This window comes from Wielerella bovis (assembly GCF_022354465.1).
Taxonomy (GTDB): Bacteria; Pseudomonadota; Gammaproteobacteria; order Burkholderiales; family Neisseriaceae; genus Wielerella; species Wielerella bovis.
The window spans coordinates 325108-343403 of the sequence record NZ_CP092361.1 but is presented as its reverse complement, the minus strand read 5'-3'; the positions used below and the strand labels follow the sequence as shown (position 1 = coordinate 343403).

At 41.5% G+C, this 18296-nt stretch carries 21 protein-coding genes; 8 read left to right on the top strand and 13 right to left on the bottom strand.

All coding sequences use genetic code 11. From position 1 onward, the window contains the following. Positions 1–13: 13 nt before the first annotated feature. The 3 genes from MIS45_RS01735 to MIS45_RS01725 all read right to left on the bottom strand — a co-directional run bounded on the left by MIS45_RS01735 (position 14) and on the right by MIS45_RS01725 (position 2178). Entirely contained in the window at positions 14–466 is a 453-nt protein-coding gene (locus tag MIS45_RS01735; RefSeq protein WP_249450814.1) for a hypothetical protein, read from the bottom strand. 141 nt (positions 467–607) lie between these two features. After that, on the bottom strand, positions 608–1426 hold the full coding sequence (locus MIS45_RS01730; protein ID WP_249450813.1) for a symmetrical bis(5'-nucleosyl)-tetraphosphatase: 819 nt from the start codon (positions 1424–1426) through the stop codon (positions 608–610). A 44-nt stretch (positions 1427–1470) separates the two neighbouring features. After that, on the bottom strand, positions 1471–2178 hold the full coding sequence (locus MIS45_RS01725) for an SAM-dependent methyltransferase (protein WP_249450812.1): 708 nt from the start codon (positions 2176–2178) through the stop codon (positions 1471–1473). Positions 2179–2216: 38 nt separating this feature from the next. Between MIS45_RS01725 and MIS45_RS11300 the strand changes: the two genes are divergently transcribed. The 5 genes from MIS45_RS11300 to MIS45_RS01705 all read left to right on the top strand — a co-directional run bounded on the left by MIS45_RS11300 (position 2217) and on the right by MIS45_RS01705 (position 5902). Next, complete coding sequence (locus MIS45_RS11300; protein ID WP_283397428.1) at positions 2217–2339, top strand: hypothetical protein; 123 nt, start codon at positions 2217–2219, stop codon at positions 2337–2339. Between the two features lie 4 nt (positions 2340–2343). Next, positions 2344–3552: a uracil-xanthine permease family protein gene (locus tag MIS45_RS01720; RefSeq protein WP_249450811.1), complete on the top strand. Its 1209-nt coding sequence runs from the start codon at positions 2344–2346 to the stop codon at positions 3550–3552. Between the two features lie 297 nt (positions 3553–3849). Continuing rightward, positions 3850–4218 carry a hypothetical protein gene (locus MIS45_RS01715; protein WP_249442930.1) on the top strand — a complete coding sequence of 123 codons (369 nt, stop codon included), beginning with the start codon at positions 3850–3852 and terminating at the stop codon, positions 4216–4218. A gap of 315 nt (positions 4219–4533) precedes the next feature. Beyond that, a complete protein-coding gene (grpE, locus tag MIS45_RS01710; RefSeq protein ID WP_430472153.1) occupies positions 4534–5067 on the top strand; it encodes a nucleotide exchange factor GrpE in 534 nt (177 codons plus the stop codon). A gap of 223 nt (positions 5068–5290) precedes the next feature. Continuing rightward, the gene (locus tag MIS45_RS01705) at positions 5291–5902 is read left to right on the top strand and encodes a DUF2238 domain-containing protein (RefSeq protein WP_249450809.1); all 612 of its coding nucleotides are present in this window, start codon (positions 5291–5293) and stop codon (positions 5900–5902) included. 152 nt (positions 5903–6054) lie between these two features. Here the strand turns inward: MIS45_RS01705 and rpiA are convergent, their stop codons facing one another. From rpiA to glmS, 10 genes are all read right to left on the bottom strand, one after another. Then, complete coding sequence (rpiA, locus tag MIS45_RS01700) at positions 6055–6726, bottom strand: ribose-5-phosphate isomerase RpiA (protein WP_249443753.1); 672 nt, start codon at positions 6724–6726, stop codon at positions 6055–6057. Between the two features lie 266 nt (positions 6727–6992). Continuing rightward, positions 6993–7976, bottom strand: coding sequence for a hypothetical protein (locus MIS45_RS01695; RefSeq protein WP_249442928.1), 984 nt, complete (start codon positions 7974–7976; stop codon positions 6993–6995). Positions 7977–8142: 166 nt separating this feature from the next. Next, complete coding sequence (locus MIS45_RS01690) at positions 8143–8505, bottom strand: PIN domain-containing protein (RefSeq protein WP_249451316.1); 363 nt, start codon at positions 8503–8505, stop codon at positions 8143–8145. Positions 8506–8533: 28 nt separating this feature from the next. Next, positions 8534–8776, bottom strand: a complete 243-nt coding sequence (locus MIS45_RS01685; RefSeq protein WP_249450808.1) for a hypothetical protein — start codon at positions 8774–8776, stop codon at positions 8534–8536. A gap of 160 nt (positions 8777–8936) precedes the next feature. Next, entirely contained in the window at positions 8937–9434 is a 498-nt protein-coding gene (locus MIS45_RS01680) for a hypothetical protein (protein WP_249450807.1), read from the bottom strand. A gap of 88 nt (positions 9435–9522) precedes the next feature. Next, positions 9523–10002 carry a 2-C-methyl-D-erythritol 2,4-cyclodiphosphate synthase gene (gene ispF, locus MIS45_RS01675; RefSeq protein WP_249450806.1) on the bottom strand — a complete coding sequence of 160 codons (480 nt, stop codon included), beginning with the start codon at positions 10000–10002 and terminating at the stop codon, positions 9523–9525. A gap of 12 nt (positions 10003–10014) precedes the next feature. Further along, positions 10015–10413: a hypothetical protein gene (locus MIS45_RS01670; RefSeq protein WP_249450805.1), complete on the bottom strand. Its 399-nt coding sequence runs from the start codon at positions 10411–10413 to the stop codon at positions 10015–10017. Then, positions 10410–10757, bottom strand: a complete 348-nt coding sequence (locus MIS45_RS01665; protein WP_249450804.1) for a hypothetical protein — start codon at positions 10755–10757, stop codon at positions 10410–10412. The genes MIS45_RS01670 and MIS45_RS01665 overlap by 4 nt, the downstream gene beginning before the upstream one ends. A 4-nt stretch (positions 10758–10761) precedes the next feature. Further along, on the bottom strand, positions 10762–11469 hold the full coding sequence (ispD, locus tag MIS45_RS01660; protein WP_249450803.1) for a 2-C-methyl-D-erythritol 4-phosphate cytidylyltransferase: 708 nt from the start codon (positions 11467–11469) through the stop codon (positions 10762–10764). Between the two features lie 207 nt (positions 11470–11676). Then, on the bottom strand, positions 11677–13521 hold the full coding sequence (gene glmS / locus MIS45_RS01655) for a glutamine--fructose-6-phosphate transaminase (isomerizing) (protein ID WP_249450802.1): 1845 nt from the start codon (positions 13519–13521) through the stop codon (positions 11677–11679). A gap of 657 nt (positions 13522–14178) precedes the next feature. Here glmS and arcD point away from each other — a divergent pair. The 3 genes from arcD (at position 14179) to MIS45_RS01640 (ending at position 18197) form a co-directional block, all read left to right on the top strand. Further along, positions 14179–15600, top strand: coding sequence for an arginine-ornithine antiporter (gene arcD / locus MIS45_RS01650; RefSeq protein ID WP_249450801.1), 1422 nt, complete (start codon positions 14179–14181; stop codon positions 15598–15600). A 206-nt stretch (positions 15601–15806) separates the two neighbouring features. Further along, on the top strand, positions 15807–17051 hold the full coding sequence (gene arcA, locus MIS45_RS01645) for an arginine deiminase (RefSeq protein ID WP_249447092.1): 1245 nt from the start codon (positions 15807–15809) through the stop codon (positions 17049–17051). A 135-nt stretch (positions 17052–17186) separates the two neighbouring features. Then, positions 17187–18197 carry an ornithine carbamoyltransferase gene (locus MIS45_RS01640; protein WP_249442917.1) on the top strand — a complete coding sequence of 337 codons (1011 nt, stop codon included), beginning with the start codon at positions 17187–17189 and terminating at the stop codon, positions 18195–18197. Positions 18198–18296 lie beyond the last annotated feature (99 nt).

Here is an 18296-nt window from a genome sequence, read left to right as displayed (position 1 = left end):
GAAACCATTTCTATCAACGTGCTAATTTTGCCGTTGCCGTTTTATCCAATTTGCAGTTTTCCAACACAATACTGTGTGCTGCACCTGCGGTATTGGCAACCGAGAATTTGCCGCCATCTACTTTATCCACATTGTTTGCATCGGCAGGGGAAGCCGTCCACATGGTTGTTTTCACGCTCTCATCTTGGCTGACAAAACGATTCATCACAGGGAAACTATCGCGCCACATTCCAGGGGTAATAGCCTCACCAATTTTCAACTGTGCCACGACTACTTGGTCGCCTTTGATGCCATACATGGCGGTAATATTTTGATTTTGTACTTTGCCATTGACTGAAATTTGGCAGGTGTACGCCACTTCTTTGGTGCGATCAATTTCATTATTGCTGGCTGTTGGCGCAGCGTGTGCGGCAAAAGTGGCGGTTGCCAAAGCGATAGCGGTTATGGTTTGCATTAATTTCATCATATTCTCCTAAAATCCCAATTAATCAGAAGCTGCTGTGGGGTTGGATTAAACAAGTTTTCAGGCTGCCTTGTCAAACATTATGGCTGTTTTTTGCAGGATTTGATGTGTTTTGACATTTGTAAAAGGCAGCCTGAAAACCGTTTATTCAAATACTTTCGCTTGGAAACTGGGTTGTATAAATCGTTCGCCTGTATGCAAATTAACGGCGGTTAGTTCGCCACCCCACAATGCGCCTGTATCCAATGCCAACACATTTTTGTCGTTCATAAAACCCAATGCCGACCAATGTCCAAAAACAATGGTGTGTGATAAATGTTGTCGATTGGGCACGTCAAACCATGCGTGTAAATTGGAGGGAATGTTGGCGTAGGTTTCTTTGTAGCGGTATTCCAAACTGCCATCGGTGTGTAAAACGCGCATTCGTGTCAAAACATTGGTTATTAAGCGTAAACGGTCTATGCCTGATAATTCAGGCTGCCATGCTGATGGTTTATTGCCATACATTTTTTCAAAAAAACGATGGGCGTGGCTGCTGGATAATTCGTGTGAAATTTCGTTTGCCAGATTTTGCGCTTGTGTAACCGTCCATTGTGGCAATAAGCCCGCGTGAACCAACACATGCGTATCGGTGTGCAACATCAACGGTTGATTGCGCAACCAATCACGCATTCTGCGTGCATTGGCATGCTGCAAAATGGGTGTGAGTGTGTCGTTTTTTTTCAGGCTGCCTTGTCCATACAATAGAGCCAATAAGTGTAAATCATGATTACCCAGTACGATTTGCACGCTGTCTTCGTGTCGCATACAAAATTGCAAACATTCCAGCGATTGTGCGCCACGATTGACGATGTCGCCAACCAACCACAATGTGTCACGACTATGGTTGAATTGAATGGTGTTGAGTAAAGCGGTAAATTCGGCGTAACAGCCTTGTAGGTCGCCGATTGCGTAATGTGCCATATATGTGTGTGTTGTTAAAAATAGTTTTCAGGCTGCCTTTTTGTTTATGCGACATGCAAAACAAATAAAGCAGGACGTTTTTTTAATAGGGGTAATTCGGGCATTGTACGCCATTCGCTGATGCGTTTGCTGATAATTTGTTGTGTCGGCAAAGTCAAATCGCAAGCAACGCACAATCGTGTATCGGGATGCAGCATGGCGATGGCATCGGCTAATAAAGCATCGTTGCGATACGGTGTTTCAATGAATAATTGGGTTTCATTGGCTTGGCGTGAACGCGTTTCCAAAGTTTTCAGGCTGCCTGAACGTCCATCGTGGTCGGCTGGAAGATAACCTTTAAATGCAAAACATTGTCCATTCGCGCCCGATGCCATCAATGCCAACACAATACTGCTCGCGCCAATTAAGGGTTTGATTTCAAATCCTTCTGCATGCGCCAAAGCGACCAAATCTGCCCCTGGGTCGGCAATGGCGGGACAACCTGCTTCGCTGACCAAACCTAAATCGCGTCCTTCACGCAAAGGTTGCAATAAAGCGGTAACGGCGGCGGCTGGTGTGTGTTCGTTTAACGTTTGCAGATTGAGTTCGCGAATCGGGGTGGTAACGCCCATGTGTTTTAAGTGGGCGCGAGCGGTTTTTTCGGCTTCCACGACAAAATCGGTAATGTGGATAATTTGTGCTTGTTCGTGTGGCAATAAACAAGGGGTATCGGCTGCGCCTAATGGGGTGGGGATTAAATACAGTGCGGGCATGGTTTGTTATTCAATGAGTTAAAATAAAAAATTATAACGTGTATTTTGTACAGATTAGGCAGCCTGAAAAACATTTTTCACGCAATATTCATTTTCAGGCTGCCTTTTATGGCGTAATCGGCTATAATCCGCGCCGTTTGCAAAAAATAAACGGAACTTAACACAATGTTACAACAAACAAAAACAGCCATTGCAGGCGCACAAATTTTATTTGTTGCTTTTGGCGCAATGGTGCTTGTCCCATTATTAACAGGATTAAATCCTGCGCTGGCATTATTGGGCGCGGGTATCGGTACTTTATTGTTTCAGTTGATAACGAAACGCAAAGTACCGATTTTTTTAGGTTCATCATTTGCTTTCATTGCGCCAATTATCGCGGCAAAAGCGCAATGGGGTACGGGCGCGACTTTGTTTGGTTTGTTTGCGGCTGGGTTTATGTATTTTATTTTTGCTGCACTGATTCGTTGGCGCGGTTTGGAAGCGGTGCATAAATTGTTGCCGCCGATTGTGATTGGACCGGTGATTATGGTGATTGGTTTGTCGGTTGCGGGCAGCGCGAGCAGCATGGCGGTGGGCAAATCGGGCGATGTGCAAGCGGTGGAATATGGCACGGCGGTGATGTTGAGCGCGTTTACTTTTGGCGTAACGGTTTTGGTAACCGTGTTTGGCAGCAAAATGATGAAACTTATCCCAATTTTGATTGGTGTGGCATCGGGTTATATTGCGGCATTATGCGTGGGCATTGTGGATTTTCAAGCGGTGCTGAATGCGCCTTGGTTTGCTGTTCCCGAATTTACCAAACCCGAAGTAAACTGGTCGGCAGCTTTGTTTATGTTGCCTGTGGCGATTGCGCCTGCGATTGAGCATATTGGCGGCATTATGGCGATTGGCGCGGTTACGGGCAAAGATTACACCAAAGACCCAGGGTTGGACAAAACCTTGATTGGCGATGGTTTGGGCGTATGCGCGGCAGGTTTACTTGGTGGGCCTCCTGTAACCACCTATGGCGAAGTAACGGGCGCAGTGATGATTACCAAAAACAGCAATCCTGTCATCATGACATGGGCGGCGATTTTTGCGATTTGCATGGCGTTTTTCGGCAAATTCAACGCATTTTTAGCGTCTATTCCCTTACCAGTAATGGGCGGTGTGATGTTATTGCTGTTTGGTACCATTGCATCATTGGGTTTAAAAACCTTGATTGATGCGCGAGTGGATTTGATGCGCCCGAAAAATTTGGTTATTGTCAGCTCTACTTTAACCATTGGTTTGGGCGGTATGGCGGTTAAAGTGGGCGATGTGGCATTTGCAGGTGTGGGTTTGTGTGCTTTGGTGGCAATGGTATTGAATGCGGTGTTACCAGATAGGGAATAAAAAACAACACATTTGTTTATTATATAGTGGATTCACTAAATCAGGACAAGGCAACAGCGACTGCCGTGTACAACGAGTAACATAAGGGCGTTGGCAACGCTGTACTATTTGTATTTGAAACGACTATAATTTAAACGAATATATCATTCACTATAAATAGTTTCAGGCTGCCTTATTTATAATATTAAGGCAGCCTGAAAAACCAACAAAATTTTACTTTCATCATGATAAGAAAACGTTATAATTTAGCTTTTCATTGATTAGATTAAATGAAGCAAATAATTTAGGAGAGTCTTGATGGCAAGCATAAACGAAACATTAGATGAAATCATGGAAATTGAAGGTGCAATCGCTACTTCTATCGTAGATTCTACCAACGGCTTTATGTTAGGCGCAAAAGCCAAAGCCAATGGTTCGATTGATTTGGAATACGCATCAGCAGGAAATACCGAACTGTATCACGCCAAACAAAAAATCATGCAAGCATTAAACATCAACGAAAACATTGAAGATTTCTTGATTACCTTGGAAACGCAATACCACATTTTGATGCCTATTTCACAAATTGGCGGTGCATTTATCTATTTTGTTATGAGCAAAGAACACGGTACATTGGCTTTAGCACGTCGCAAATTGCACGACATTGCACTCAAAATTGAACTGTAAGTGAATTTACATTGAACAGAAGGCATATCCATTCCAATAGCATTCACACATAAAAATGACATACCAAATCCTCGCTATCATAATGATGGACGAGGGTTTATAGTCGGTTAAAATAAAAATAATACAGCGTTGCCAGTCCCCCTTATGTACTTTAGTTGTACACGGCGGTCGTTGTCGACTTGTCTTATTTTTATTTTAACCGACTATATTTTCAGGCTGCATCCAATAGCAGCCTGAAACAATAAACATTGAAATCACACATTACACCCCCATATTGGAAATATAATGAAATTCCCATTTACAAAAGGCAAAAAAATGACCGAACAAACTCAAATTCCAGAAACCGAAAACCCAGAAACCACACCCGAAACCGAAGTGGTGGAAGAAGTAACAATTGAAAGTCTGCAAGAACGCATCGCCGAATTGGAAGGCATGTTGAAAGACGAACAACTGCGTGGTTTAGCAAATGAACAAAATTTGCGCCGCCGTCATCAAGAAGAAATTCAGGCTGCCCACAAATTTGCTGCCCAACGTTTCGCCGCAGAAATGCTGACCGTGAAAGATTATTTGGAAATGGCTTTGCTTGACCAAAGCGGCAATTTTGACGCGATGAAAATGGGCGTTAGCATGACATTGAATGAATTGCAAAAAGCCTTTGATGCCACGCAAATCCAAGAAATCGCCAGTGAAAAAGGCAGCAAACTTGACCCACATCGTCATCAAGCTATGCACGAAGTGGAAGCCGAACAAGAAGCAGGTACCATTGTCGGCGTATTGAAAAAAGGCTATACCATGCACGACCGCGTATTGCGCCCTGCGATGGTTACGGTGGCAAAAGCCACAGAATAATTTTCAGGCTTCCCTTTGTTTCAAACACAAGCCGAAATTTGTTATCTTACTAGTCGGTTAAAATAAAAATAATACAGCGTTGCTAGCTCTCTTATGTACTAGATGTACACAGTAGTCGCAGTCGCCTTGTCTTATTTTTATTTTAACCGACTAAAACACATTTCGATTTTTTTCATCCGATTATCAAGATAAAATCACGCCATCACAGCACAGAAAATCCATCATGAATAAAACGCATACCCTTCCACTCATTTTGGCGATGATTTTTCTCGCACTCGCTATATGGGCAGGCATCGCACCCGCAGACCGCGCCGTTTGGTGGGCAGAAACCATACCTTTGTTTATCGTCTTCGCCGCGCTGGTTTTGACCTATCGCACCTTCCGATTCAGCAATACTGCCTATGTTTTGATGAGTATGTGGCTGTTTTTGCACATGATTGGCGCAAAATATACCTTCGCTGATGTCCCCTTTGACTGGGGCAACCGCATTTTATCGCCATTATTGGGCGAAGGGCGCAACCATTTTGACCGTTTCGCCCACTATATTATTGGTTTCTATGCCTATCCAATGGCAGAATGGTTATTACGCAAACGCAAATGCACCTTTGGCACAGCATTATGGTTCGCCTTATTTTTCATTATGAGTGTAGCCGCCGCATATGAAATCATTGAATGGCAATATGCCGTGATAGAAGGCGGCGATGCAGGTATTGAATTTCTCGGCTCGCAAGGCGATATTTGGGACGCGCAAAAAGATATTCTGGCGGATACATTGGGCGCAATCACTTCCTTGATTTTATTTGTGTTTATCCGACCAGATAAACGTATCTTATAGTCGTTTCAAATTCACACAGACAAGGCGACAGCGACCGCCGTGTACAGCTAGTACATAAGGGAGCTGGCAACGCTGTATGTGTTAATTTCAAACGACTATAAAATATTTTTCAGGCTGCCTATTTATCACAATAGGCAGCCTGAAAAACAAATTTATTTCACATTTGCACGAATCAATTCCACCCCATCTTTTTTCGCCAAAATCAGCAAATCCGCAGGGCGTTCAGCAAACAAACCATTTTCCACCAAACCCGTGATTTCATTGAGCGCGCGTTCCATTTTGATAGGCTCGCTCAAATCCAAACCCGTAACATCTAAAATTTCATTGCCATGCAAAGTTTTGCAGCCAATACGCAATTCAGGCTGCCCACCCAATTTCACCAACTGCCGCGCCACCATAGAACGCGCCATCGGCACCACTTCAATCGGCAAAGGAAATTTGCCCAAACGGCGCACATACTTGCTTTCATCCGCAATGCAAATAAATTGGTCGGACAATTTCGCCACGATTTTTTCAGGCAAATGCGCCGCACCACCGCCTTTAATCATTTCCATCATATGATTGATTTCGTCTGCGCCGTCCACATAAATTGCCAAACGTTGCACTTCATTGGGGTGGATTTCGGGAATACCGTATTGCGCCATCAATTCGCTGCTTTTTTTGGATGTGGTTACTGCACCTTTGATTTTTTTACCACTTTTGCCCAATGCTTCAATAAAAAAATTGACGGTGCTGCCTGTGCCGATGCCGATGTATTCGTTTTCAGGGACAAATTCCACCGCTTTTTCAGCAGCGATTTTTTTTAATTCATCTTGAGTCATAATGTTTCCTTTGTTAGAAAAATGGGGTTTCAGGCTGCATTTTGGGGTTTAAAGACAGCCTGAAAACCGTGTTTATAATAAATGCATTTCCTACTATTGAATATTATTTTGTAATTTTGTATAAGTTACACGTTTTGTGCATGGCTGCAGGCTTATGCACCAGAATAGTTAAATTCGTAGGCTTGCCCGATGGCGAGTAAAGCTACACCGATGATTAAGCTGGATTTCAGGTCAGTTCTTTTGGTTTTGGGTATGTTGTACTCCCGAAATTATTTAATGTCTTTTAAATCATCAATTGCATCTAATGGGTCATAATCAATATTCGCCAATTTCTTATTCAACAAATCAATCAAACTGAAAATACTTACTTCTTTAATGCGAATATCGGTTGTACCGCGATGTGTTTGAAATAGTTCTGTTTTATCTTTGGTAATAACCCAAATTTGTTTGGTTGAATTGCCACTTAAACCAATTCTTTCTTTATTAATGGTAATAGATTGTTGCTGTATTTGATTAATATAATTGGCAATTTGATTTTCTTTATACTCTTTAAAATTTTTAGATAAGGTACAATCATAAATCACTTCTAAATTTTTATATTTAAACAAACCATCAAACAATCCAGCTTGTTTATCTCGTGGACTGGTATACACTTCAGGAACAAGCATTTTCAAAATAGTGTGCGCATAATCCTCAAAAACAAAAGGGTCATCAATATTTTGAGCATTTTGCTTTATTACTTGAATAATGGAATGAATCACATTAGGAAAATTATTTGCTAATGTATTAGTAGATGTATTATTTATTGTATGAACAATAACCTTTTCTGTACTTGATTGAACAAGTTGAATTTTATTAGCAAAAAAACCCTTTGGTTCAAATTGAACAACCATACCGATTTTCAAATCATCAAATGGAATATTTAATAATTCTTTCTCAATAAATATAAAATCCTTTTCATCATTTTCATTGAGCTTACAAATGACACCATTTCGTTTCTCTGTATTCAAATGTTTAATTTGGGATTGAACGAATTTTTCTGTTGACCTAACTTCGGGTAATGTTACCTTGTTGGCAAAATGACTATGCGCTTCAAATTGCACTTCCATGCCTTCAGTCAAATCTTCAAATTTCAAATTGATTAATTCTTTTTCAACAAACACAAAATCTCTTTCATCAGTTTCATTTACTTTGTGAATAAAACCATTGCGTTTTTCAGCATTTAAAAGTTTGATTGTGGAAATTTGTTTCATGTGTTCACTCCAAAATATTTAACCATAGTTCAAAAAAAGGTAACCTACTAAACAAGGGATGACGTGTATCATATTGATTAAATTGATGATTATTGATAGTCATTGTACATTATATTTCATTCCTTATATTTCAAAATTAATTTTTCAGGCAGCCTGAACTTTGAATTTACAAAACATACGGACACAAAACCAAATTCTCTCGCCCAAGATAACTTTGATTTTCTTTAAAATCTTTGCTATTTCGGCTAACCAAAATCAAATTATGGCAAATTGCCACAGACACTTGCAATGCATCAGGCAATTTGGTGCGGTATTTTTGACAAAATTGCGCGGTCATATCTACAATATTTTTATCAATATTCAACAATTCAAATCCGTTTAAAATCGGGATAACAGATGATTTTTCCGTTTCATCAAATCCTACCAAAACTTCGGCTCGCGTAATCGCAGAAATACAACATTCATGATAATGTTGTTTAATAAAATCAGTTGCTTGATGAATATTGTTAAAATGGTCAATCAAAATCACAGAATCCAATAAATATTTTTTTCATGATTTATTCCCATTCCGAACGCAATTTCTCTTGAAACGCCAATCCATCGCCATTTTTCCAAATGCCTTTGGTTTTATCTAATAGTTGCAAAAAATCTTCATCAATGACTTGTTTTTGGGATTGTTTTTGCAAAAATTCAACCCACAATTTTTCCGTCATTTCGTCAAAAGAAACTTGATGTTGTGCCGTATAAGCAAACATTTGACTGATGACTTTATCTTGAATATTCACAATTAGTTGGCTCATTATTTTCTCCATAAAATTTTCAGGCTGCCTGAAAACTAATTTTAATCATTGAATTATTTAAAATCATGTTTATATCAAATATGATGATATAGGCTGCCTGAAAATAGTTTAATGAAATTTATTTATTTTGCGTGGGTAGTAATTACCCAGCTTCTGCTCATTATTCCCCTTGATAAGTAAACCATATATTTCTCAAATAATTAAACTCATCTGTTCCTTCTATATAATCATTCACACCATACGAGAAGAAAATTTTTCTTGCCATATTCAAAGAGCAATTAATGCAGTTCAATACAAAATCTGGCGTTCCACAAAAGAGATGGTATAGATTATTTTGATTTTTAAAATAAACAAAATCCAAATTTTCATTGGTAATCATCATATATTTATAAGAATTATCAAATTCTGAACACATCAAATTATCGGGACTATTCATGACGACTTTCATTTGTACATCACCATTGTGTTCAAACGAATATTCCAAATATTCATGTCCGAATAAGAAAATACTTTTAGCAAGCCATTCCGATTCAATTAATGTCAGCATATTAGGCACAGGAATTGCCTGCCAATTCTTATCGTTCAGTAGTTTTTTAGATATAGTCCAATTATCATCTAAAAAGTATGCAAAAAAAGCTTCTTTATTTTCAAAGTGCATGACTATATTTCTTTTAAAAATAAATTTGGAAAATTGTTTATTAATAAACCTATTAAGCATTTTCTGATGTTAGGCAGCCTGAAAACCTTTAAACCTCCGTTAATAACACCACCGCCTGCGCTTCAATCCCTTCCATGCGCCCTAAATAGCCCAATTTTTCATTGGTTTTACCTTTCACATTAACCGCGCCGATGTCCAAACCCAAATCAGCAGCAATATTGGCGCGCATCGCATCAATATAACCCCGCAATTTCGGCTGTTGCGCGATAATCGTGCTATCCACATTAACCACACGCCAACCTGCTTGCTGTACGGCAGCATAGGCTACGCGCAACAATTCGCGGCTGTCGGCATCTTTGTTTTCGGCGGCGGTATCAGGGAATAATTTGCCAATATCGCCCAAAGCTGCTGCGCCGAGCAGGGCATCGGTAATGGCGTGTAATAAGGCATCGGCATCGGAATGTCCGTCCAAACCTTTGTCAAATGGAATGGTGATGCCGCCCAAAATCAGTGGGCGATTGGCAACCAAACGATGTACATCGTAACCTTGTCCTATGCGTAAATTCATGTGATGTTTTCCTTATTCTGTTGTTTTCAGGCTGCCAATCCAAATTTTATCGGCATCGTGTATGCTGTTTTTATCGCGCAATACGCCATACGCAAACCACACCAGCGTGTCGCCATTGCGTTTGCAAATACGTTGTTCTGTGCCATTTTCTTGCCATTGGGCGCACCATTGTGTGCTGCCTGAAACGCTTTGATTGGCAGATGTATCCCATTGATTGCGATGCGTTGTCAGCCATTTTTGCCATGCGGCGGTGCGTTGTTCGCCTGCGGCGCGTGGTGTGGGCAAAATGCGTTCGCCTTGTTGATTTTGGTACACAATCAGTTGCAGATTTTGGGCGGTAAATTTTTCGGGCAATGGGTTTGCACATGCCGTGAGCCATAGGCTGATGCATAAAATGGGGGCAAGTTTCATGATTTAGTCTGTTGTTTGATTTGTTCAATATAGGCTTTGGCTTGTTTCAGGCTGCCTCCCGTTACGCGGCGAAAACAGCTTTGTGCCAATATTTCTTCGTTGATAGCGACTAAAAAGCGGACATCATCTAGCGTTTCATGTTCTTTGGGATAACCGAGTTGTTTTTCGCGTTGTCGCAATTTGTGCATGGTCGGAAAGACAATGAGTGCCATCAGGACAAATGTAAACAATAGGATAAATAGAGAGCGGTCGTCTAATTCCATTGTGTGTGGTGTGGTATGTTGATTTATGATGTAAATGTTAGCACATCGGACGGTTTTCAGGCTGCCTTTTACTTGGCACATCTGGTCAATTATCTGGATTTTGCAAAAAATACGCTGCCAATCGTGCATCATCGGGGCGCGTGAGTTTGATGTTGCGACTGTCGCCTTCTACCAAAATCGGCTGGATGCCTAATAATTCTATCGCCGAAGCATCATCGGTTATTTGCGCCAAATCTGCTTGTTGCAAAGCGTGATGCAATAAGGCAGCCTGAAACGCTTGCGGTGTTTGCGCTTGCCACAAATATTCGCGCGATACAGTGTGGGCTATATGTGGCGCGTTTGGCGTTTGCCGTTTCAACGTATCTGCCACAGGAATGGCGAGAATTGCGCCGCGATTTTCGTGGTCTTGTTCCAAAGCGTCCAGCAAACGATTGAGTGCGGTTTGCGGCAAACAACAGCGTGCGGCATCGTGTACCAAAACGGTGTCGGTTTCGCCAATTATTTTGTGGCGCAACAAATAAGCCAAGCCATTGGCAATGCTTTCGGCGCGACTGTTGCCGCCGACACGATACACGGCGGCTTGTGGCGGCAAGGTAATGCAATCGTCAAACCAGTCATCGTTGGGCGAGACGACAACGGCAATTTGGCTGATGCGCGGATTGGCGGCAAATAAATCGATTGTGTGTTGCAAAACGGGTTTGTTCAACAAACGGGCGTATTGTTTGGGGATATTCGCACCGAAGCGACTGCCTACACCTGCGGCTGGGAGTAAGGCGATATTGTGTGGTTTCATAATAAAAATATGTGATTTTTTCAGGCTGCCTATTTTAACAAAATCATGTAAAACAACATTATTTTTTCATTATTAGATTGCTAAGGAAATTAAAAGGCAGCCTGAAAATTTTGCAAGAATCTAATTTTAATCTAAATAAAATATGCAAAAGGCAGCCTGAAAACAAAGCTTAAATTTGCTTTCAGGCTGCCTTTTTATACAACTAAATTATTCCACCGTAACCGATTTCGCCAAATTACGCGGTTTATCTACATCGGTGCCACGCGCCAAAGCCGTGTGATACGCCAATAATTGCACAGGAATTGTATGCACAATCGGCGACAAAACACCAACATGACGCGGCGTGCGAATAATGTGGATATTGTCTACCCCACCTTCATAATCGCTGTCCAAATCGGTAAACACAAACAGCTCGCCGCCACGCGCCGATACTTCCTGCATATTCGCTTTCACTTTATCCAGCAAACCGTCATGCGGCGCGATGACCACAACGGGCATATTCTCATCAACCAAAGCGAGTGGGCCATGCTTCAATTCGCCAGCAGGATAGGCTTCCGCGTGAATATAGGTAATTTCTTTTAATTTCAACGCGCCTTCCAAAGCAATCGGGTAATGAATGCCTCGCCCCAAGAACAATGCGCTGGATTTTTTCGCAAATTTCTGCGCCCATGCCGCGATTTGCGGTTCAAGGTTCAAAGCGTGTTGAATGCTGCCTGAAAGTTCGCGCAATTCTTGCGTGTAAGCTGCCAATTTTTCATCGGAAACCAAACCGTGCATTCTGCCCAAAGTAACCGCCAAACCAAATAAAACAACCAGTTGTGTGGTAAATGCTTTGGTGGATGCCACACCAATTTCCGCCCCTGCGCGTGTGTACAACACCAATTCACTGTTGCGCGGCAAAGCCGATTCCATCACATTGCAAATGGACAAGCTGTGTTTGTGTCCCAAAGATTGCGCGAATTTCAAGGCTTCCATCGTGTCCAAAGTCTCGCCCGATTGCGAAATCGTGATAATCAACTGTTTCGGATTGGCGATGACATCGCGGTAACGGTATTCGCTGGCGATTTCCACATCGGTGGGGATTTTGGCAATGGATTCCAGCCAATATTTGCTGGTCAAAGCGGAATAATACGATGTGCCACACGCCAAAATCTTAATGCTGTCAATCTCTTGGAAAACCTGTGGCGCGTTTTTGCCAAAATTTTCAGGAATAAAGCCACCATCCAAAAACACTTCGGCGGTGTCAGCTACGGCGCGTGGCTGCTCGTGGATTTCTTTTTGCATGAAATGGTTGTACGCGCCCAATTCCAAAGACGCCAACGACAAACCCGATGTTTTCACTTCACGTTGCACATCTTCGCCGTTTTTATTAACCAATTTCACAAAGCTGCCAGCCTGCAACAATGCCACATCGCCGTCTTCCAAATAACTGATTTGGCGCGTGAACGCAATCACGGCAGACACGTCAGACGCGATAAACGTCTCGCCTTCGCCAAACGCCACCAAAAGCGGGCAGCCCATACGCGCCACCACCATGTTTTGAGAATTATCCTGCGCCATTACCGCAATCGCATACGCGCCGTGAAAACGCTTGCAGGCAGCCTGAACCGCCACAAACAAATCGCCGCCGTTTTGTTCGTATTCGTGGCGCACGCTGTGGGAAATCACTTCAGTGTCGGTTTGCGATTCAAATTCGTAGCCCAATTCGCGCAAACGGCTGCGTTCGGCTTCAAAATTTTCAATAATGCCGTTGTGGACAACTGCGATTTTGTCGCCCGAAATATGGGGGTGCGCATTGGGTTCGGTTACGCCACCGTGCGTTGCCCAGCGTGTGTGTCCAATGCCGATTTGTCCGCTTACGCCTTTGTCGTGGGCGGCAGCCTCCATGTTTGCCACGCGACCGACACGGCGCACGCGCTTGATTTTGCCGTCCATCAACACGGCAATGCCAGATGAGTCATAGCCACGATATTCCAGACGTTTCAAGCCGTCTGTGAGAAATTCAACCACATTGTGATTTGCGCTGCGAATAGCGCCAACGATACCGCACATATCAGTTCCTTAGTATCAAAAAGTTTAAAAAATCAGGCAAACTGACTTTCAGGCTGCCTGAAACGAAAGTTTCTCTGTTTAGTTCAAATATCATCACATCATCTTTATCTATTTGAAAAACAGTTTATTGATTGAAATCTTGTAGAACTCCAAATTATAGGTCAGATTCTTGAATCTGACACTTATCATATTTAACCATTTGTTTTAATTTAAAAATGATTAGATACAAGTTTTCAGGCAGCCTGAATAGGTTTTACAAATATTTAAATAACCATTAAGTATTACATTGGCTTACCTTATTACATTAAATATATAGCTACTCACCACCTCATTCTATTCAATTACTCTATCAAAAAAATATTATGTCGTTTTTTTACCTAAAAATAAAATTTTATATTTCAAGTATTTTAAAATAAAAGCAGATTATTTTTTTAGGCAGCCTGAAAATAGCGTGATTAACTTGATGTAAATCAATGAAACCTTTCCACAAAGGTGTATTATGCCGTTTGTAAGCAAATTTACACACATTATTAACAATAATACTCGCATCTTCGCCATATTATTTCACAATTTACTTTGCGGATTTTCCGTATTCTGGGATTGTGTCTTTAAATTTAATTAGCGTGAGTATGCAGGTATTTTGAAGGGAGTATTTCTATGTCAGACAATAAATTAAAACTAGGGTCGCTAACGGCTTTAGTTATTGGTTCTATGATTGGCGGTGGCATTTTCTCGTTACCGCAAAATATGGCAGAAGGTGCGGAAGCAGGCGCTATTTTAATTGGTTGGATTATTACCGCAATCGGCATGCTCTGTCTTGCCTTTGTTTTTCAAACGCTTGCAAATAGAAAACCCGATTTGGACGCTGGTGTTTATGCCTATGCCAAAGCAGGTTTTGGTCATTATTTAGGTTTTTCTTCTGCTTGGGGCTACTGGATTAGCGCATGGATTGGTAACGTAGGTTATTTGGTGCTGCTATTTGGTACTTTGGGCTATTTCTTCCCTGTATTTGGAGAGGGCAATACGCCTACCGCTATTATTGCAGCATCCATTCTCTTATGGGCAACTCATGCTTTGGTATTGCGCGGTATTAAAGAAGCCACTTTTGTAAATACCATTATTACTATTGCCAAAGTCGTACCACTCATCACATTTATCGCTATCGCATTGATTAGCTTCAAAATGGATATTTTCACCACCGATTTTTGGGGTGCGAAAAATCCTGAACTAGGTAGCGTTCTAGACCAAGTCAAAAGCATGATGCTGGTAACCGTTTGGGTGTTTATCGGTATTGAAGGTGCAAGTTTGTATTCTGCACGCGCAGAAAAACGCAGCGATGTAGGCAAAGCAACCATTTTAGGCTTTATCGGCGTATTGGCTTTATTGGTATTGGTTAATGTTTTGTCCGCAGGTATTATGACACAGCCTGAATTGGCAGGTTTAAAAAATCCCTCAATGGCTTATGTGTTAGAACGCGCAGTTGGTTCTTGGGGTGCAGCATTTATTTCCATTGGTTTAATCGTTTCACTATTGGGTGCATTGTTATCATGGATTTTGTTTTGTAGCGAAACACTGTATGCCGCATCAAAAGATGGCACGATGCCCGCATTTTTCCACAAAGAAAACAAAAATGGTGTACCTGCCAACGCATTGTGGATAACCAACGGCTGCATTCAATTATTCCTGATTATTACCCTATTTTCCGCAGGGACATATTTGAAATTAATTTTACTGGCAACTTCCATGATTTTGCTGCCTTACTTATTCTCTGCAGGTTACGCAGCCTTGCTGACCATGCGTAAAGAAACTTACGAAATGGGTGACAAAGATTTGGTTAAAGACACCGTTATTGCATGGGTAGGTGTAGTTTACGGTATTTGGTTGATTTACGCGGCTGGTGTGGAATACTTATTATTATCTGCATTGCTGTATGCTCCTGGCACTTTCGTCTACGTTTGGGCGCGCAAAGAAAACAAAGAAGTGGCATTTACCACGATTGAAAAAATCATCGTTGCCATTGTATTTATTGGCGCAATCATCGCAGCCATTGGTTTAGCACAAGGCAAATTAAGCTTGTAATCCAAGCATAAGGCAGCCTGAAAATAGCATAAAAATACATTTTCAGGCTGCTTATTAAACAGATAAACAGTTTTTTGCTAGTTTATTTGTAGTTTTTTAGTAGGTTGTTTTACTCGTGAAGTTGTATCATTCATTTTATAGTCGTTGCTTTCAGTAAAGCATTTTAGGCAGCCTGAAAGCATATCATTATTTTAAGGAGTGTTATCATGTCTCAATTAGGTGTTCATTCAGAAGCAGGTAAATTGCGTACGGTAATGGTTTGCGAACCAGGTTTAGCTCATGAACGTTTAACTCCAGACAACTGTGATAGTTTGTTGTTTGATGATGTATTGTGGGTAGAACGCGCACAAGAAGACCATCGCGACTTCGTTCAAAAAATGCGTGAACGCGATATTGAAGTATTGGAGCTACACCAAATCTTAGCTGAAACCATTGAAAACAAAGAAGCATTGAAATGGATTTTAGACCGCAAATTAACACCTAATATGGTAGGTCAGCCACTTATCGGTGAATTGCGTGCTTGGTTTGAAGGTTTAAGCTCAAAAGAACAAGCTCGTTTCTTGATTGGTGGTGTAAGCAATTTAGACTTAACAACTGAACACTTCTCACAAGACGTGATTGATTTGGCAAAAGCTGCTGAAGGCGATTTAGGTTTCATTTTCCCACCATTGCCAAATACTCAATTCATGCGTGATAACTCAAGCTGGGTTTATGGCGGTGTTACTCTGAACCCAATGTACTGGCCAGCACGTCGTCAAGAAACCTTGTTAACAACTGCCGTTTATAAATTCCACAAACGCTTTGCTGGTCAAGTTAAAGTATGGTACGGCGACCCAGATGAAAATGCAGGTAATGCATCATTGGAAGGTGGTGACGTATTCCCAATTGGTAAAGGTGTTGTATTGGTAGGTATGAGTGAACGCAGTTCTTTGCAAGCTATTACCCAAATGGCGCAAAACTTGTTCAAAGAAGGTGCCGCAGAACGTGTCATCATCGCAGCAATGCCAAAAACGCGTTCAGCTATGCACTTGGATACTATCTTCACATTCTGTGACCGCGACTTGGTTAATCTCTTCCCTAAAATGGTTGACCAAATTATTCCATTTAGCTTGCGTCCAGATGAAACTAAACCAAATGGTTTGGATATCCGCAAAGAAAACAAACACTTTGTTGATGTTGTTCAAGAGGCATTGGGCTTGAGCAAATTGCGTGTGGTTAAAACAGGTGGTAACAGCTATGCTGCTGACCGCGAACAATGGGATGATGCAAACAACGTATTTGCATTAGAACCTGGTGTAGTAGTAGGTTACGACCGCAACTTGTTGACCAACAAATTGTTGCGTGATGCAGGTGTAGAAATTGTCTCTGTGGCATCTTCTGAATTGGGTCGTGGTCGTGGTGGTGGCCGTTGCATGACTTGTCCTATCGTACGCGATGCCATTGACTATTAATTTATTTTCGCTGTTTATTTGTTCTTTTAGTATGTAAACCAAATATTTTCAGGCAGCCTGAAACATTTTATCCTTGTTAAAGGCAGCCTGAAATAATCTCAAATTTATCCCTACTTAATTTCAAGGAGTCTTATTATGTCATTCAATATGAACAACCGTCACTTGTTGAGCTTGACTAACCACACAGAAAAAGAAATCCGCTTCTTGTTGGATTTGTCTCGTGACTTGAAACGTGCTAAATACGCTGGTACAGAGCAAAAAACTCTGGTTGGTAAAAACATTGCCTTGATTTTTGAAAAAACTTCTACTCGTACTCGTTGCGCATTTGAAGTTGCTGCGTTTGACCAAGGTGCAAACGTTACTTACATTGACCCAACTTCTTCTCAAATCGGTCACAAAGAAAGCATGAAAGATACTGCTCGTGTATTGGGTCGTATGTACGATGCGATTGAATACCGTGGTTTCAAACAATCTGTAGTTGAAGAATTGGCACAATATGCAGGCGTTCCTGTATTCAATGGTTTGACTGACGAATGGCACCCAACTCAAATGTTGGCTGACGTTTTGACTATGATTGAACACAGTGAAAAACCTTTGAGCCAAATCAGCTATGTTTACTTGGGCGATGCTCGTAACAACGTAGCAAACTCTTTGTTGATGATTGGCTGCAAATTGGGTATGGACGTTCGTATTGCTGCTCCAAAAGAATTGCAACCTACTGAAGAATTGCAAGCTCGTTGCCGTGAATGGGCAAAACAATCTGGCGCACGCATGTTGGTAACTGACAATGTTGATGAAGCTGTTAAAGGCGTAGACTACGTTCATACTGACGTTTGGGTTTCTATGGGTGAGCCTATTGAAGCTTGGGGTCAACGTATTGACAAATTGTTGCCATACCAAGTTAATGCTGAATTGATGAAAAAAACTGGCAATCCAAAAGTGAAATTCCTGCACTGCTTGCCTTCATTCCACAACTGCGAAACCAAAGTGGGTAAACAAATCGCTGAACAATATCCACACTTGGCTAACGGTATTGAAGTAACTGAAGACGTGTTTGAATCTCCTGCTAACGTAGCATTTGACCAAGCAGAAAACCGTATGCACACCATTAAAGCTGTAATGGTAGCTTCTTTGTCTGGTTTGTAATTAACAGCATTCAGGCTGCTTGAGCACTCGGTTATCCGTATGTGAAAGCAGCCTGAAAATATCTTATCATTTAATTTTTGTTAAAAGGCAGCCTGAAAA

Coding starts and splice junctions, on each gene's coding strand:
- glmS (WP_249450802.1), bottom strand. CDS start 13,521: ATGTGCGGTATCGTTGGCGCTATTCGCAGCGCAAATCACAATGTGGTT.
- MIS45_RS01715 (WP_249442930.1), top strand. CDS start 3,850: ATGGCAAGCATAAACGAAACATTAGATGAAATCATGGAAATTGAAGGT.
- MIS45_RS01730 (WP_249450813.1), bottom strand. CDS start 1,426: ATGGCACATTACGCAATCGGCGACCTACAAGGCTGTTACGCCGAATTT.
- MIS45_RS01720 (WP_249450811.1), top strand. CDS start 2,344: ATGTTACAACAAACAAAAACAGCCATTGCAGGCGCACAAATTTTATTT.
- MIS45_RS01705 (WP_249450809.1), top strand. CDS start 5,291: ATGAATAAAACGCATACCCTTCCACTCATTTTGGCGATGATTTTTCTC.
- MIS45_RS01670 (WP_249450805.1), bottom strand. CDS start 10,413: ATGAAACTTGCCCCCATTTTATGCATCAGCCTATGGCTCACGGCATGT.
- MIS45_RS01665 (WP_249450804.1), bottom strand. CDS start 10,757: ATGTGCCAAGTAAAAGGCAGCCTGAAAACCGTCCGATGTGCTAACATT.
- arcD (WP_249450801.1), top strand. CDS start 14,179: ATGTCAGACAATAAATTAAAACTAGGGTCGCTAACGGCTTTAGTTATT.
- arcA (WP_249447092.1), top strand. CDS start 15,807: ATGTCTCAATTAGGTGTTCATTCAGAAGCAGGTAAATTGCGTACGGTA.
- ispF (WP_249450806.1), bottom strand. CDS start 10,002: ATGAATTTACGCATAGGACAAGGTTACGATGTACATCGTTTGGTTGCC.
- MIS45_RS01725 (WP_249450812.1), bottom strand. CDS start 2,178: ATGCCCGCACTGTATTTAATCCCCACCCCATTAGGCGCAGCCGATACC.
- MIS45_RS01640 (WP_249442917.1), top strand. CDS start 17,187: ATGTCATTCAATATGAACAACCGTCACTTGTTGAGCTTGACTAACCAC.
- grpE (WP_430472153.1), top strand. CDS start 4,534: ATGACCGAACAAACTCAAATTCCAGAAACCGAAAACCCAGAAACCACA.
- MIS45_RS01680 (WP_249450807.1), bottom strand. CDS start 9,434: ATGCACTTTGAAAATAAAGAAGCTTTTTTTGCATACTTTTTAGATGAT.
- MIS45_RS01735 (WP_249450814.1), bottom strand. CDS start 466: ATGATGAAATTAATGCAAACCATAACCGCTATCGCTTTGGCAACCGCC.
- MIS45_RS01685 (WP_249450808.1), bottom strand. CDS start 8,776: ATGAGCCAACTAATTGTGAATATTCAAGATAAAGTCATCAGTCAAATG.
- ispD (WP_249450803.1), bottom strand. CDS start 11,469: ATGAAACCACACAATATCGCCTTACTCCCAGCCGCAGGTGTAGGCAGT.
- MIS45_RS01695 (WP_249442928.1), bottom strand. CDS start 7,976: ATGAAACAAATTTCCACAATCAAACTTTTAAATGCTGAAAAACGCAAT.